Source organism: Paraglaciecola marina (assembly GCF_004360155.1).
Classification (GTDB): domain Bacteria; phylum Pseudomonadota; class Gammaproteobacteria; order Enterobacterales; family Alteromonadaceae; genus Paraglaciecola; species Paraglaciecola marina.
The window spans coordinates 15282-32091 of sequence record NZ_ML178722.1; the positions used below are offsets into that span (position 1 = coordinate 15282).

The window sequence follows — 16810 nt, forward strand, 5'->3', positions numbered from 1 at the left end:
ACATCAAGAACAACTTCATTTAGGCATGCAAAAATAACATAAACAGTGAAGCCTTATACTGAATTGTCGACACAGCTGTACAACAACATGAATATATATGTTTTTTGAAGTAGAATAACAAACATACAATAAGTTTGTTTCATGATAAGCACGCTAATAAAATAATTAAAAATGGCTAAAGTTTTTAATTTGACAATAAAAATGGTTTATTCGTTTAATGCAAAAGAACATCCTTCATATATCAATAATAAAAGCATCTGCAGTTTTAATGGTCTGGATAATTTCGTTTGGTATATTAGACAATTATTTAAATAGTGATTTAGTTACCTATCCAAAGATTATTAATATTTCCGGCAAGCAACGAATGCTTAGCCAAAAAGCTGCCTACATTGCAGTATCAGAGTTACCAAGCAAAGTGCAGCAAAAAGAGTTTTTAGCCGTTAAAAATGAGTTGTTAAACAATCACAATTTCCTAGCAGAAAATTTAAAAACTCAGACTCTTAAATCTTTTTATTCATCTCATAAAATTGGCGAACAACTCAATAAATACCTGAGCTTACTGCAAGCCTACAGCCCATTAATTGAAGATAATCAAAACAATACCCACGCTAGTATTATTGAGCTCGAGGAGATTTATCGTCAGTCACAGGACCTTTTAAATGTGCTAGATCAAGCAGTTTCCGAGTTTGAAAAGGCGAGTGATAACTCAACAGCTAATTTACTAATATTTCGATTCATAATGGCATTACTAACCCTCTTCGTAATGGCTTTGCTCTATTACACTTTTTTGGCTAAAGCCTTGAGACATAATGCACAAGATGTGTTGTTAAAAGATAAAGCCATATTACGCTTCAAAAAGTTATTTGATTATAGTTATGAAGGTTTAATTATTCTGGATAAAAACTGGAGAATTGAGCATACAAACCAAGCGGCTAGAAATATCTTTCTAGGCTCAGATAAAAAAGCAACTATCGACAACTTTTGGCAAAATACCCTTAGCGAAAATCTTAAAGTTGACATAGTTTCTAAAATCAATGAAGACGGGAGATGGGAAGGTGAACTCAATTCACCTTTGCAACAGAATAATTATTTTTTTCTAAGTATTTTTGAAATAAAAGGTGAGCAGCAAACTAGTTTTTATGGCGCTACCGTCCGTGATATAACTGAACTTAAGCAAAAAGAAAGTGAGTTACATAATCTTGCATTATTTGATGGTTTGACAGGTCTTGCTAATAGACCAAATGTAATAGAACACATAAGGCTTGCTTGTGAGCAGCCTACGAGTGAAGTGTTTGCAATTTTGTTTTTGGATGTAGACGAGTTTAAGCAGATAAATGACGGATATGGTCATGAAGTAGGAGATCGCTTATTAACTGAAGTGGCAAATAGATTAAAACAAACTGTAAAGCAAAGTGATGTGGTAGCTCGCTTAGGTGGAGATGAGTTTATTATCTTAGCCAAAAATGTTAAAGATAAAGACTGCTTAGTTACAGTATCTCAACGGATAATCAAAGCTTTTGAGCGCCCGCTCCCCTTTTCAAACCTCAAATTAAAAGTCAGTCTTAGCATTGGTATCAGTTTATATCCTGATGACGCATTAAACCCTACCGACTTACTTAAAAAAGCTGACTTAGCAATGTACTCGGCCAAACAAAAAGGTAAAAATCAGTTTTATTTCTTTAACACAACAATGGAAACCTACCTTAAGGAACGTTTTTCATTTGAAGAAGACCTAAAATATGGCTTGCAACACAACGAATTTTATCAAGTATTCCAGCCTTTACTTGAAGTAAATACCAATAAGGTAGTTGGCTGTGAGGTATTGTTACGTTGGGAAAGCGCTCGCCGTGGCCATGTATCTCCAAATAGTTTTATTCCAATGTGTGAGTCATTAAATCTTATGCCATTAATTGATAAAATGGTATTTGATAAAAGTATCGATATCCTTAAAAAGTTACCGCAACATCTATATTACTCAATCAACATATCGGCTGTGCATTTATCCAATACAGCAATGCTTGAGAACTTTATCAAACGACTCTCTTATTTTGAAAGTAAGAAGCGTATCGTTTTCGAATTAACGGAAACAAGTATTATTAAAGACTTAACGCGCACAATTCGAATACTATCACTGATCCGAGATAACGGATTTTCAGTGGCTATTGACGATTTTGGGACGGGTTATACCTCATTGCACAATTTAAAGCTCATGGATTTCGATATTATTAAGATTGACCGAGCATTTATAAAGGACATTACTAGTGACTCACAATCCAAAAGTATTGTTAAAGCGATTACTACTTTAGCTCAAGAAATGAATATGAAGGTTATAGCTGAAGGCGTTGAAGATATAGAAACTAATCAATATTTAAAAGGTATTGACTGTGATTATGTACAAGGCTTCTACTATTCTAAACCACTGTCTTATAAAGACTTTATTGCTTTCGCAGATAATCACAACCCTAGTTAATAGGTACAAGTTCTATTCGGGTTACAATAAGCTGGTTTAAGCCAAATAAAAAATATAGGTAGCTCAACCTTCCAAATACATTTTATCTAAACATTTTTGAGCATGTCACAGCTGTACCTGAACTTAGTTTGAATCGCTCAACTACTGACTGACTCACGAGCCTAATACTCCATCAAAATAGTCTACTATTGAGATTTTAGACAACCAATAAAATACACTCACATCTCCAAAATATAATAGTCTTTAAACTTAGAAATTATTCCAACCACTAGTAAACCAAATATGTTATTTTCATTTAAAACAAAAAGATATCAAAAAGATAGCCAATGCATATACATTTGCTATCTAATTGATATCTGCTATATTAGTGCCAACTGTGAATATTAGTCTGGTTTTTCGTTATTTTTTGGATGCTGAATTGGAAAATACAAAATCGAAGAAAAAAACAGCCAGCTTATCGTTCGTATAAACGATATGGAACGTACTGAATTTGTAGAGCTCTGTGAAGAGTTAGACACTAGCGCAGCTAGAGAAGTACGACGCTTTATTCGCTGTTTTATTGCAGAGAACAAAAAACAAATCTAACTTGTTCACTCTGCTGACGATATTGAATATTACTAATTTTGGAGATGGCCCATGGCTAAAGCAAAAAAACTTAAAAAACAAATTAAAGTTAGCAAAGCTAAAATCGCAAAACAAAAAAGCAAACTTGTAAAACTTAAAAAGCAGCTTAAAAAAGCGAAGTAAGTTTTAATTTACAGCTTTAAAAATTGGGACTTAGGTCCCTTTTTTTATGCCATCACTCAAATTGAAATTATTAACATATCTTACCTGTAGATACACCCACACAGATACAAATAAAAACCATTACCATTTGCAATACATGATTACTTAAATGTAAACTATCGATTACGGTCATTTAATTAGGCTGATAAAGTTGTAACAACAACCGATTTCGAGATATCGCTATGGATAAAAATAAAGAACTTAAAAAAGTAGGTCTGAAAGTAACTCACCCAAGGGTCACCATTTTAAACATCCTGAAAAATATAGGAGATCAGCACGTCAGTGCAGAAGATATTTATAAAAGTCTATTAGAAGATGGTGAAGAAATTGGCCTTGCTACCGTATACAGAGTGCTTAACCAGTTTGATGATGCCGGTATTATAGATAGGCATCACTTTGAAGGGGGAAAATCTGTTTTTGAATTAAGCGGCAAGCATCATCACGACCATTTAGTATGTCTAAAGTGTGGCAGGGTAATTGAGTTTGAAGATAATATTATCGAGCAATGCCAAAAGGAGGTTGCAGCGAATAATAATATGACACTCACCCACCACAGCCTTTATTTGTATGGTGAATGCAAGAATGGTTGCCCCAAAGAACAACATTAACCCTTGGCCTAGAAGTGATATTTATCCCACAAACCAGCCCCTTTTAAGGGTAAAGTTTTCAACCCTACCTTTGAAACTCCCAAAATACTAATGAACACCATAAATTAAATTACTAATGATAACTATTATCATTAGTAATTTAATAATGTATACTCGCCGCAAAAATTATAGCTACTAGAGGCAACCATGAAACTTAAACACACTTTTACACTCTCTCCATTACTTTTAGCTATGGGATTACAAACAGCCTTCGCACAAGATGCAGAGCAGGTTGCAAACGTTGAAAACAATGAAGAGCAAACAGAAACGATACAAATTGTTGGGGTACGTCAAACTCGAGCAAGTAAAGGTGCTACCGGCTTAACCATGGAGCTGAGTGAAACGCCACAGTCAATTAGTGTTGTTACTTCTGAATTAATCAAAAACTTTGCTGCCAATAACATTAATGATGCTTTGAAACTAGCCACAGGCGTTACCGTTGAAGAGTATGAAACAACTCGCACAAATTACACTGCCCGTGGTTTTGATATCAAAAATACACAAGTTGACGGCGTAGGCATGCCCAATGGATGGGGAATTGTCACTGGCCCTGTAGAATCCTACGGTTATGAAGAGATCGAAGTTATTCGTGGCGCTAATGGTTTATTAACAGGTGTTGGTAATGCGGCCGGAACAATTAACTATGTACGCAAGCGCCCCACTAATGAAAATCAAGGTGAAGTAGGCGTTACATTAGGTTCATACGACCTAAAGCGTTTACAGGCTGACTATTCATTTTTATTAACCGAAAGCGGAAGCTGGGCTGCACGAGTAGTGGCGGTCTCTGAGGATAAAGAATCACATTTAGATGTGTTATCAAGCGACCGAACTTACTTTTACGGCGTGATTGATGGGCAGTTAACCGATAACTCAACACTAGCAGCAGGTATATCTTATCAAAACAGTAATACTGACGGCACTATGTGGGGCGGGTTAGTATTTAATAACACTGATGGCACTCAAGCTGAATGGGATACAAGTGCCAGTACTGCCCAAGAATGGACGTTTTGGGATACAGAAAGTACCAACGCTTTTGTAGAGTATACCTATATTTTTGCTAATGATTGGCAAGTAAAAGCCACCTATAACCAAAGCAAGTCAGAAGACCCTTCAGAATTACTTTATATTTATGGCGCTGTAGATACAGAAACCGGTTTAGGCTTAGGCACATGGCCAGGAAGCTACGAATCTGATTTTAATTCTAAAATATTTGATATTACTGCAATTGGAGAATATTCATTATTTGGTAAAACCCATGAGCTTAATTTAGGGGCAAGCAAAGCTAAAAGTGAAACACTTTCATATAGTCGCCCACCAAGTTCAGGTTTCGGTGCGGCGCCAGCTTTCCCTTACGCAGCAGATGCGATTGCTGAACCTGTATGGGGTGATAAAACGCTCTATTCAGATATAGACATGACTATCACCCGTTATTTTGGTTCAACTAAATTGAATATCACTAATGATTTATTTGTTGTTGCTGGCTTTAATGCGATTAATTTCACAAGAGAAGGGGTTAATTCCTCAGGTGAAATTAATAACGATGAAAGTGAAGTTAGCCCTTACATAGGTGCGACTTATGCTATTACTGAAGATATTAATGTATATGCGAGTTATTCTGATGTGTACCAACCACAAGAACAATATGATTATGACAGCAACTTTATTGATCCAACTAAAGGCATTAATTACGAAGCAGGCATAAAAACACAATGGCTTGATGATCGTTTATTAGCTACGTTTGCGATATTCGCAGCAGAGCAAAATAACTTACCTATACAGCAAGAAGGGTTAAATGCCGCTGGAAACGTTTATTACGCTGGGTTCGATGTGGAGTCAGAAGGTGTTGAGATGGAGCTTGTCGGGCACATCACGGATAATTTAACAGCGGTTATTGGGTATACTAATGTTAACGTTGAAGATGAATTCGGAGAAGAAACAACCGAATGGGTACCTGAAAATGTCGTCAACTATTCATTCAGTTATACCATCCCTAATATGCCAGAACTCACATTTGGCTTAGGTGGAAAATGGCAGTCTAAAATCAAAAATAACACTTATGGGCTTGAGCAAAAGTCTTATTTATTAGCTAATGTATTTGCTCGTTGGGATATTGCAGAGCAGCTTTCAGTACAAGCGAATATCAATAATATTACTGATGAAAAATACATTATTAGTCTAGCTCAACCTAGTTATTACGGCGCGCCATTAAACGGCTCTGTTAGCTTAAGCTATAGATTTTAATCTTAAGCGCTTTAACATATTGCTATGGCCGATGTACTCTCGTACATAGGCCATAGCAAAATAAGCCCTACACTCTTTTTTAGAGAGCTTATTGCATAACACTATTCTCAGTCACTAGTATTCGTACCAAATAAAAGTCAGCTACCAATCAGTTTGAGGAAAAAATGGCAAAGATCAGCAATCGTCTCTGGTTTCAACTTCATGGTTGGATGTCACTTCCTATTTGGATCCTGTTTTGTGCGGTATGCTTAACGGGTACCATAGCAGTAGTTAGTCACGAGTTAACTTGGCTTACTAATTCAGCTGCAAGGGCAGACAACCCCAATAACCTGCCTAGTAAAACAATGGCAGAAATAACCGCCATAGTTGAAAATGCCTACCCTAACGCGAAAGTCAGTACGGTTATGAACTATGAGCCTTACCTTGTTAATACTGTTATTTTTACCGACAGTGACAAGCCCTACGCCATTGCTTATGTAAATCAATACACAGGGGATATTCAAGAAGTCAATCAGGGTGTCACTTTTATTGGTTTTATGCGCTCCTTACATGCTTGGTTATTATTCCCATGGAAAACAAATTACAGTATTGGCTACTATTTAGTCTCTGCTATGGCAATTACTATGCTGGGCGCTTTGCTCACAGGGTTAATGGTGTACAAAAATTTTTGGCGCGCATTCACCCAACCAAAACTGCGTCTTAACCAAGGTAGAAAAACAGCTTTAGCCGATTTACACCGACTAGCAGGTGTATGGTCTATTTGGTTTATATTACTAATGGCTGTAACCGGAATATGGTATTTAGTGCAGGCGACTCTATGGCATAACGACGTAGAAATAGATCCTCACGCTCCCATTATTTCAGAAATTCCGAGTATATCTATTGATGGAGAGGTGCCCAAAAGGCCAATATCACTGGCCGACGCCTTACACATAGCCAGTACTAAATATCCAGATTTTAAAAGCACGTATATTTTACCACCTGAACACTATCGCGATACCTACAAACTATACGGAGAAGGCGATTTTATTTTCTTTGATCAATACTCTTATGGTGTTGTGGTCAATCCATGGAATGGCGAGATTATGCAGGTCAGAGATCCCAATGAAATGAATATCTTACAAACCCTATCACACATCGCCAACCCTCTGCATTACGGAACCATAGGTGGCATATGGACCAAGATAATCTGGTTTGTGTTTGGAGTTTTTTTAACTGGAATGTCAATTACGGGCTTCTTAATGTGGGGCAATAGAACTATTCAGGCAGTTAAAAAGCATAAGAATGATGAAACGTCTGACAACGCTTCAAGCTACTCACTCAATAAACAGGAAAGTTAAGATGGCACGGGTTAAAAATAATTGGTGGAATCGTAACAAGTTTAATATTAGCGGCTTAGTATTACTGCTATCTTGCTACTTCTTTTATCAGTCAATAAACCCTGTATTTCCAGATATGTGGGAAGCGAAACAAGTTGCAGGGTTTGAAGTTTCACCAATGCCATACAACTTGGATCCTCCCTACCTACATGATGGCGTCTATACTAAAGACTTTTTTCTGATGTTTAACAAAGGACAAGTTAAAGATATTCGCCAAGCTTATTTAAATATAGGCGATGAGCCGCTGCCTTTGGACGAATTACAAGCTGAAGGCCATGGCATATTGCATGGCTCTCAACATGGTCAAGAGGTGCACGCTATCGCACCAAAATCATTTAAGCCAGAACACAAGTTGTGGCTAACGATACAAAACTGGAAAGGCGATGAGTTTCTAACAAGTTGGGACTTGCAAGACCATTAATAGCTTATCAATGTGTAACGCTATCTCTTGACGCTTTTCCAACAAAGTAGCAGGGCAACTAATAGTATATTACATGATAACCAGGCCAACCAATCCACAACCGCTATCGCTAACAACGGCTGCTGGGCAATAAGTAATCCAAAAGAGATAAGCAGTGATACCCAGCCTAATATTCGCAAAACAACTTTCCTCTTAGTTGCTAGTGCCCCATGAACAACAGCATTATAGTGCTTATCCATAGCTAAAGATAAACAAGCCAATGCAAGAGTTTGTAAAAATATACTTATTAACATGAGCTTTTATCACTACCTTTATTAAGCTTATTAGACACTGGTTTACCTTTTAACCACAAAGCCGTTTTCATAAAGCAAGCTCCTACTATAAGTATAGAAACCGTGAATATTAAGTAGGGTAAGTTTATTTGATTGAATGCATCAAGTAGCCTTTGACTATCTTGTATAAGGTCAATCATAGGTAGCAAAAAACAACATAATGCAGTTGCCAACAATTGTTCAACCCAAGCATTTTTAGCTTGCCGTAAAAAACTATGCAGAAAGCATAGTAACCAAGTCCATAAGAACACCTGCACTTCTATTTCAGCTCTATTCTCTAACATTACTGGTAACAATCTATTGCTCAGGAAAAATGCCATTATTGCCAAAGGTAGACCAGCTATTACTGCTATATTTAAGCGCTCCACAAGAAAGTGACTCACGTGACGCTTTCTAACTTTATCGAGTCGTTTCATTAGCCAAATAGTTAACCCTGAAGCAATCAAAGCACTAGACAACAATCCCAACAAGAATAATAACCAACGCAGCCCCGTATCTGCAAAATGAGCTTCATGTAACCCAAAAAACACTCTCCTGACTTCTGCTGCTGTACTTGCTGGGAGATAGCCTTTAAGAGGCTCACCCGTATGGGCCGAAAACACTAAACGGTCTGACTGTCTTGATAACGTACTGTCTTTTATGCGATCGACAATAATTCTACCGGCTTCAGTAAAGGGTTGCTCGAAAGTTACCCGACGGATTTGCTTTTCCCCCCAAGTTGCATCTATTTTTCGCTCTATTTCTGAGAAGTTAGTGATAGGTACGCTAGTAGGTGCCTTAGGGGCCAGCTTTTCTAAACCGGGGCTTAATACACTACTTAGTTGTCGCTCAGTACCCACGTAGTGCTCTGAACTAAAAGGCATATACATAATGACATACACCATAATTCCAGTTGCACAGATCATGATACAAAACGGCATAGTCACTATTCCAATGAGCCCATGAAAATCAGTTAGCGCTTTTTGCAGTTTAGAGATACGTAATGTAAAAAAGTCTCTAAAAAATCGCCTATGGGTAAAAATACCGCTGAATACAGCAACCAGCATAAACATAGCCGCTATACCAGAATAATAACGCCCACCATAACCACGTAGTTGTAAGGTGTAATGAAAAACCCTAAAGAAGTTGCCACCAGCAGACTCTCTTGGCTCAATAACTTGTTTTAATTCAGACCCTAAGCTTAGAGTTGTTCGATTTCGCCTGCCCTCTCCCCACTGTATGTACCAATGTTCGGTTCGGTTGTTAGGCAAGTAAATAGACCAACCAGATGCCCCCTCACCTCTAGCATGCAGTTCATCTAGTGAACGATTAAGCATGTTGGCAGTGTTTGAAACCTTCTGTAATTCTGGCTTCATCCACTGGGTAATCTCGGGATTAAAGTAAGCTAAAGTACCAGTCAAAAAGATAGTAAACAGCAACCACCCCATCACTAGACCTGAATAGGTATGTAGCCAAACCATGTTTTTTCTAAAGTCTGGTTTCATAAAGCCTCCATCCCCCAATAAATGGCGCTAAATAAACAAAGGCTTAATAACAAATCTCGCCAGAGCAACCATGGTGAACGTCGACAAAAGCTCACAATTATTACAGCAAAATAAACGATGTAACTCAGCATAGTGGCCACCATAACTGCTTCGGCTTGGCTACATAACTTCAACCAAACTAAAACTGGAACAAAGGCTATGCTAAATCCAATAGAAACAAGATAGCCGCCCAAAATGGCGGCTATCAAACGAAACAAAACATCTAACTTATGTTTCATATTTTAGGTATAAGCCCTTACTTAAAAATGGTAAGTGGCAGTTAACTTAGCATTTCTAGTTTCGCCTGGTAGGCCACCCAAATACATCGCTTTACTGTAGTAACTTTCATTCGTTAAATTATCAATATTAAGCTGTAAATCCCAGCTATCTCCCTGATAAGTGACTGCTGCATCCCATACCGTATATGCCTCAACAATTGCATAATCAATTCCAAATGCAGAAGCTGAAATAGAACGTTCATCCTCATAAGTCATACCTATGCTGAACTTAACAGGGTTAATCAAGCCATCGAATTCATAACTATAACTTGTCCACAAACTTGCAAATGTTTCAGGAATACCTTTAGTTTGCTCTTCAGCTTGACTAGCAGCATGATCACCAGGTTCTGTAATTGCATCTTGATAGGTAGCATTGAAGTTTAGTGACCATTGCTCGTTTAACATCATATTTAAATCCAGCTCAACACCTTGAGTTCTATCTTGCTCATCGTAATAGTACTCAGGCACATCAATGTTATATGCGGCATCTTCAGGATCATCTTCAAACAAAGGGTTGCTATAACGTAAATTTGTTCGAGCCGTGTCAAAAAATACAATTGATCCTAAAAGCTCTTCATCAAATGCAGTAAATCGAGCACCCAAATCCCAAGAAACCGATTCAGCATCAGGGCGATTATCATCGGCACTTAAACTGCCTAAAATACTATAAGCCGTTCTACCTTTTGAATGATTAATAAAGGTAGCTAATTGATCTGAAAATTGATAATTCAACCCTAAGTTATAAGTAAAACCATTGTCATCTGTATCATATTCAGGATTGCTATCCGTTGTTTGATTAGTATAAGTTTGTGACACGCCGCTATATGCCCCACCCGCTCTGGCAGTTAAAGCATCGCTAAAATATACAACTTCTTGAAAGCTCACGCCCCAAGCCGATGCAGTCTTATCATATTTACTGCGAAGCGAGCCAGCTGTAGTATAATCTGTAACATAGTCATCGAAAGTACCTGTAGGCCAATTTGGCTCTCGAATATCATAGATGTAGGGTACAGGGTCACTTCTAGTATCGTCCGCATCCCAAATAGACAATTGCTGATACTCCATGTCACGATACTCGTAATTAAAGCTCATTAAATGCTCACCCCGTAAAGCACCTGAACTCCAATTATTTCTCAAATCAGCAAAGTACTGCCAAGTATCTTCTTGCGCGGTAATGTTTCGATACTCTTGGCGACGAGCTGCAAACGGATACAACACATCATCTTCAACTAAAGGTGCCCTTGGATCGAGGTTTATGACCCCATTGCGATCATGGTAAATATAGTTATAAGCCGCGGTTTGACGTATGTAATCAGTTGAATAACTTCTAAATTGTAACTGGTGCATCAAAAACCAGTCATCAGCAAGGTCAAGATCCTGACGTGCTTTAATGCGCAGCTCTTCACCATCATTAGGGGTAGAAATAGGCGAGATTAAACTTGTATCTCCCAAATCATAAGGCTGCCAACCATCGGTAGCTGTTAATGTATCGACTAAGGTTTGTATTTGCTCTTCAGTAAGTTGTAAACCACCTGCATCAGCGTCACCATTTACAAAGTCATCAGCAGTAATACTGCCCGGCTCTGCATCAAATAAGCTCAAGTCAATTAACCGTACCGGATGCCCAATCGAATCAACCTGAATGGCATCATCTATATAGGCTGCTGAAACCAACACTTTATTGTCATCAGAAAAATCATGACTCAAAGATGCATATAGCTCGGCGCGCTCTTGACTAACGTCACGGTATCCGTCTGTGGTTTCATAATTTGCCACAATACGAAAAGCGGTATCGTCAGTTATACCACCGGTAGCATCTACCATCACACCATAATTGTTCCATTGCCCTAATGTGGCACGTACTTCGTAAGCTTCTTCTTGTTGTGGTTTTTTCTCAATTAAGTTGATTACTCCACCAGCATTTCCCATACCATATAGACCTGTTGCTGGGCCTTTTAATACTTCAACACTTTCAACATTAGTCATAGTACGTGTAGGGTTATAGCTATTTTCTAAATCAGCACCACCATACATTCCATCATAAGCATAGTTCACCCCTAAACCACGAATAGATAAGTTATCTCCCACGCCATAGTTGTTACCAGCTTGACTTAAACCACTGACGTTACGTAATGACTCTTGAAGTGTCGCACCTGCTTGTTCGGTGAATAACAACTTATCAACAACAACAACTGCTGCTGGCGTTTGCATTAAACTCATATTCGACTTAGTCGCAGTACCTGACTCCATAATCAATTGATTATGCTTGCCATACACAGTTATTTGTTCGAGCTCTGAATTATCTAACTCTTTCACCTCAGTTTCTTGGGCATTTGAATACCCTGAAATTGAGGTCAAGGCGATTGAAACAGCTAAAGATACTTGCCACGAAGCTTTGTATTTGAAATGCATTATTGTGTCCTGAATAATTAAGTCTATAATTTTTCAGAATAATAATGATAATCGATATCATTTGCAATAGTCATTAATTCCATAGCTGGGCATTAGCTCAAAAATAAACCATTTAATAACCAGATATAGATATTTTTATTAATATGCTGCTGAAACGTTATGTATTTTATAATGAAAGCACCAGCTTCAAAGTAGGGCTGAGGCAATAAGACGCAACTAATTAACTGAGTCAGCGTTAAGTAAAAATTAATAAGCAACCTACTATTTTTTTCTAAATGAAGGTGTTCGAATGATATTTTAAGGCTTACTCGATACAGGCCTACGACTTAAATATGGTAAAACTAAACGTCTCCATGAGAGTAAAAAACCGGTATAAACTAAAAAACATGCTGCTAGCGAAGCTAAGCCTGCAATAGTTTGCCCAATCAGCCCATAATATTCACCAGTATGAAGATAACGCCCCACAGTCCAAGCCTGCCCCCCTGGAGTCCAATCGGAATATTTTTGCACCCTCGACACCTCACCGGTATTTACGTCAAGAAATAATGCATAAGCATTTTCAGGGTTATTACCAATACTGGGGTCGATATAAAAGCGCAGTTGTCCTTCAACACGACCAAACTCTAGCCACATTGAATACCACTCTTGATTGTCACTATCGGCAATATTGGCAGCTGCATATTGTTTTGCTTCTTGAAATAAAGCTTCATAGGAAAACGCCCCTGTTACTAATTCAGGTAATGCTTCTCTCTTTGGACGTTTTGCTGGTTCCTCATTATAGAAACCATATAAGGTTTGGTTAACCCAATCAAAGTGAAAAATAGTTGCAGTACTTACCACAACCAAAAGGGGTATTAACGCCCAAAAACCAAATACATGATGCCAGTTGAAATACTTAGCGTGGCGATTTTTAGGATTCGTTTTAAATAGTAAATGAGGCTTAATAGCCGACCAACGAGACTTCCGGGGCAACCATAGATACGCCCCCGATATAATCAAAAACAGAAATAAAACATTACTGTAAGCCGTAATTTCTTTACCAACAGCTTTCTCTTCGCCATGTAAAGCAAGCCATCTATGTAAATCAGTTATGATATGAAATGCTTCACCCAGCCAACTTTGTCCAGTCTCTATAATGTCTCCCGAGTAGGGAGAAATTAAATAACGCTGAGGGCCAGCCCATGCAGGGATGGGCCTACCGGTTTCATTAACCCAACGTATGTAAAAATGAGTTTCTTGTGGATGCATATATTGCAGTTTGGCTAATACTTGGTCTGTGGTGTACCTTTGCTGATTATCCAAGGGCACAGAAACATGGCGAGCTTCATCCCAATCTTTAATCTGCTTTTCATAGGTCAGCAAAACCCCCGTAACCGACATAATAAACACTACGACCCCAACCGATACGCCCACCACCAAGTGAGCCCAAAATATAGTTTTACGTAACATGGGTACCCTATGTTTTTTATAAATAGGAAGTCTTTGCTTCCCTTGTGTTAATAAGAGCTTCTATAAGGCTTTGAAACTAACAAAACCTATCACTTTCTAAAGCACTAAAAGCTCTTGGCACATTTACCAAAACGCTCCAGCATCGCAAACGAGACTAGAGCGTTTCAAGATTTATAAATCTTTACAGATTATTAAATTATCACTAAAAATCAAAGGTAACAGATACTCTAATATCGCGACCCGCTTCATCTGGTCCCACTACCGAACCAAATACTTCGCTATAGTCAGCAACACTAGAGTGATCTATGTATTGTTCGTTTAGCAAGTTAGTAACGACTAGATTCACTTTAAAATTAGGCGCCACTTCAAAATCTAGATAAGCGTCAACCGTTGTGTAGGCAGGTTTGGTTAAACGATAAATCGCATCTGTCCAACCGGCTTCCAGCGCTCCGTGCAGGGTATCGATACTGAGTGAATTTACATGATTAATACTTGCACCAATGATTAAATCATCAGTTACATTATAATCAGCACCCAGTAACCAGGTATCACCGCGACTATTTCCTAAACCATCAAACTCATAGCCATTGATATCAATAGATGAATAACTAGCATTACTATATAAGTCATCTCTAGGCGCAAGTTCGGTAGATACTGATGAATAACCAAGGAATAAGTCGATGTCGCCAACTTGGTATGCTACATCAAATTCAAAACCGGCCGTATCAAGCTCACCTATGTTGGTATAAATGGCATCACCATTAAAGTCAGCTGAAATAACATCATCTATGGTAGAGTTGAATACAGTAAATTTAGCATTTAAATTGTCATCGCTATACTCAATAGACGCTTCAATATTAGCTACTGTTTCAGGGACTAAATCTTCATTTACTACAGGTAGACCTTTCCAAAGCACACCATCTATAGTGAAACCGTCTCCAATCTCTTTACCTCTGGCAGCTTGCGCATAACCTAGACCTATAGCCCATTCGTCGCTTAAGGTATATAAAGCCCCTAGGTTAAAACTGACTTCGTTATCGTCGAGTGATACTGCTTCAGCCGTTACTAGATCTCCATAATACTCTTCAAGTAAGATGCTTTGATCAAAAGTGTATTTGTCAAAACGCACACCATAACTTACTAATAAATCAGACGTGATATCACTATGGCCTTGACCATAAACGCCAAGTACAGTGCCTTCTTCTCTATTTTCAACAGGACCTCCAACAGAGCCACTTTCCACTTCATCGCTGCGATAGTCCACCCCGTAAACAAATTTATGGTTAGTCAGTTCAGTGGTGTTGCGTATGTCTAAGCCAAAGGTGTCTATATCTGCTAACCAAGCAAAACGACCACCACTAAAAGACGAGTTTGTTTGGTAGGCTGTTGCTTCAAGGTATACTGCATTATCGTAATCAAACGCATAGTTGGCCACGTAGGTTTCACGCTCTGCTTCACTTGAATAAAGTGCAGCCCCTTCTGCTACCATCCAGTTTGGACGAGCCGAAAACTCTCCTTCTTCATCACGCTGCTCAACACTAAAAGACAAATAGTGATGTTCACCAATTGTGCCGCTACCTTTTAAAAATAATAAATCTTGGTCTGCAGCTGAGCCGAGAATTTCCTCGCCATCACCATTTTCCATATTGTCACGATTTATCGTGCTGTAATAACCTAATAGTCCCCAATCATCACTTACCTTACCGTAAACGCTTCCACTTAAGCGTGTGCCGTTATTGCTAAAGTAATTGGCTTTTACGCGTCCGCCAAATTGCTCTTCATCACTTAACAAGTCTTGAGCGTCTTTCGTCTTAAAGCTAATTGACCCACCAATAGCGCCTGGGCCACTCGTTGCCTCTCCAGCTCCTGCTTGTACATCAATTTGCTTCAACAAATCAGGATCTAAGGTCACACGGCCAACGTGGTGGAATAAAGTCGATGTTTGTTGTGCACCATCTACCGTAACATTAAGGTATGAGTCTTCTAATCCACGAATATATATTTTTTGTGCTACACCTACAGAGCCGCCTACTGCAACTGAAGGGGTTGTACGGAAGATATCGGCTAAGTCATTTGCTTGAAATTGCTCTAAGTCTTCAGCGGTGATCACTAAGTTGGAGGCCGCACCTACAACTGAGATTTTCTCAACTGCAGCGGCATTCTCTGATTCTTGGACTGCGGCAAAAGTAAGACCACTAGAAAGCGCACAAGCTGCGCTTATCAGTGTTAAATTAAGTGTTAAATTTTTCAAAAAAAGCTCCGTTAGAATAAAACTACAACAAAATACTATTGAGAAGTATTCTCATTCAATCAATTTGGAAAAGGTACTACTTTTACAATTGTTACATTTGGGCTAATCACTCATTGGCTACTCATGACAAATAGATAACAATCAAATGCAAATAACATTCATTCTTATTTGCATTAAAGTCTGTTTATTATAGATTGTTTAAAAAACTAGAGAGGGGCTTGGTTATATGGGTTACAAATTTATTTCTAATTCAACTCAAATAGAGACCTATTTATATGAAAACAAAATGTCTAATGAAGAAATCAAACTAGAAGATAAAATTAGGTTCGGGTTAGAGCCAGATAACCCAACACTATTAAAAAAATATTTACGTGTGGACAATAGACTATTAGTTAACCAAAAAAGAGCTCTTTTACTATCACACTTTAATCTACTCTTAGATACCGCAGCTGATGAATACCTTCCCTTACACTGGCGTACGCAGTGCTATGACCATATTCATCAACCTTTATTTTCATTACAGCGGATTACTCGTTCAGTCTCGGAAAAATCTGAATTAGCCCGTCTATTTAAAGAACTTCGAATTATGGGGCATTATTTGTTCCATTAGTATTATCTCTA

The 16810-nt window shown here is 38.2% G+C and carries 12 protein-coding genes; 6 read left to right on the plus strand and 6 right to left on the minus strand.

Going from position 1 to position 16810, the window contains the following annotated elements:
• The first annotated feature begins 217 nt into the window (after window positions 1-217).
• From EOK74_RS03365 to EOK74_RS03385, 5 genes are all read left to right on the plus strand, one after another.
• Entirely contained in the window at window positions 218-2470 is a 2253-nt protein-coding gene (locus tag EOK74_RS03365; RefSeq protein WP_133468511.1) for a bifunctional diguanylate cyclase/phosphodiesterase, read from the plus strand.
• 968 nt (window positions 2471-3438) lie between these two features.
• Window positions 3439-3864: a ferric iron uptake transcriptional regulator gene (fur, locus tag EOK74_RS03370; RefSeq protein WP_133468512.1), complete on the plus strand. Its 426-nt coding sequence runs from the start codon at window positions 3439-3441 to the stop codon at window positions 3862-3864.
• 186 nt (window positions 3865-4050) lie between these two features.
• A complete protein-coding gene (locus EOK74_RS03375) occupies window positions 4051-6144 on the plus strand; it encodes a TonB-dependent siderophore receptor (RefSeq protein ID WP_133468513.1) in 2094 nt (697 codons plus the stop codon).
• 164 nt (window positions 6145-6308) lie between these two features.
• Window positions 6309-7484, plus strand: coding sequence for a PepSY-associated TM helix domain-containing protein (locus EOK74_RS03380; protein ID WP_133468514.1), 1176 nt, complete (start codon window positions 6309-6311; stop codon window positions 7482-7484).
• Window position 7485: 1 nt separating this feature from the next.
• Window positions 7486-7944, plus strand: coding sequence for a hypothetical protein (locus EOK74_RS03385; RefSeq protein ID WP_133468515.1), 459 nt, complete (start codon window positions 7486-7488; stop codon window positions 7942-7944).
• A gap of 20 nt (window positions 7945-7964) precedes the next feature.
• On the opposite strand, the gene EOK74_RS21250 is transcribed toward EOK74_RS03385, so the two are convergent.
• The 6 genes from EOK74_RS21250 to EOK74_RS03415 all read right to left on the minus strand — a co-directional run bounded on the left by EOK74_RS21250 (window position 7965) and on the right by EOK74_RS03415 (window position 16189).
• A complete protein-coding gene (locus EOK74_RS21250; RefSeq protein ID WP_133468516.1) occupies window positions 7965-8237 on the minus strand; it encodes a DUF3325 domain-containing protein in 273 nt (90 codons plus the stop codon).
• Window positions 8231-9760 (minus strand): PepSY-associated TM helix domain-containing protein, encoded by a 1530-nt coding sequence (locus EOK74_RS03395; protein ID WP_133468517.1) that lies wholly within the window; start codon window positions 9758-9760, stop codon window positions 8231-8233. Before EOK74_RS03395 ends, EOK74_RS21250 begins: the two co-directional genes overlap by 7 nt.
• Window positions 9757-10038, minus strand: a complete 282-nt coding sequence (locus tag EOK74_RS03400; protein WP_133468518.1) for a hypothetical protein — start codon at window positions 10036-10038, stop codon at window positions 9757-9759. The genes EOK74_RS03395 and EOK74_RS03400 overlap by 4 nt, the downstream gene beginning before the upstream one ends.
• Window positions 10039-10059: 21 nt before the next feature.
• Complete coding sequence (locus tag EOK74_RS03405; RefSeq protein WP_133468519.1) at window positions 10060-12489, minus strand: TonB-dependent receptor; 2430 nt, start codon at window positions 12487-12489, stop codon at window positions 10060-10062.
• Between the two features lie 297 nt (window positions 12490-12786).
• Window positions 12787-13938: a PepSY-associated TM helix domain-containing protein gene (locus EOK74_RS03410; protein ID WP_133468520.1), complete on the minus strand. Its 1152-nt coding sequence runs from the start codon at window positions 13936-13938 to the stop codon at window positions 12787-12789.
• 202 nt (window positions 13939-14140) lie between these two features.
• Window positions 14141-16189: a TonB-dependent receptor plug domain-containing protein gene (locus tag EOK74_RS03415; protein ID WP_133468521.1), complete on the minus strand. Its 2049-nt coding sequence runs from the start codon at window positions 16187-16189 to the stop codon at window positions 14141-14143.
• A gap of 226 nt (window positions 16190-16415) precedes the next feature.
• Between EOK74_RS03415 and EOK74_RS03420 the strand changes: the two genes are divergently transcribed.
• On the plus strand, window positions 16416-16799 hold the full coding sequence (locus EOK74_RS03420) for a hypothetical protein (protein ID WP_133468522.1): 384 nt from the start codon (window positions 16416-16418) through the stop codon (window positions 16797-16799).
• Window positions 16800-16810 lie beyond the last annotated feature (11 nt).

Coding starts and splice junctions, on each gene's coding strand:
- EOK74_RS03410 (WP_133468520.1), bottom strand. CDS start 13,938: ATGTTACGTAAAACTATATTTTGGGCTCACTTGGTGGTGGGCGTATCG.
- EOK74_RS21250 (WP_133468516.1), bottom strand. CDS start 8,237: ATGTTAATAAGTATATTTTTACAAACTCTTGCATTGGCTTGTTTATCT.
- EOK74_RS03385 (WP_133468515.1), top strand. CDS start 7,486: ATGGCACGGGTTAAAAATAATTGGTGGAATCGTAACAAGTTTAATATT.
- EOK74_RS03405 (WP_133468519.1), bottom strand. CDS start 12,489: ATGCATTTCAAATACAAAGCTTCGTGGCAAGTATCTTTAGCTGTTTCA.
- EOK74_RS03365 (WP_133468511.1), top strand. CDS start 218: ATGCAAAAGAACATCCTTCATATATCAATAATAAAAGCATCTGCAGTT.
- EOK74_RS03375 (WP_133468513.1), top strand. CDS start 4,051: ATGAAACTTAAACACACTTTTACACTCTCTCCATTACTTTTAGCTATG.
- EOK74_RS03395 (WP_133468517.1), bottom strand. CDS start 9,760: ATGAAACCAGACTTTAGAAAAAACATGGTTTGGCTACATACCTATTCA.
- EOK74_RS03420 (WP_133468522.1), top strand. CDS start 16,416: ATGGGTTACAAATTTATTTCTAATTCAACTCAAATAGAGACCTATTTA.
- EOK74_RS03380 (WP_133468514.1), top strand. CDS start 6,309: ATGGCAAAGATCAGCAATCGTCTCTGGTTTCAACTTCATGGTTGGATG.
- fur (WP_133468512.1), top strand. CDS start 3,439: ATGGATAAAAATAAAGAACTTAAAAAAGTAGGTCTGAAAGTAACTCAC.
- EOK74_RS03400 (WP_133468518.1), bottom strand. CDS start 10,038: ATGAAACATAAGTTAGATGTTTTGTTTCGTTTGATAGCCGCCATTTTG.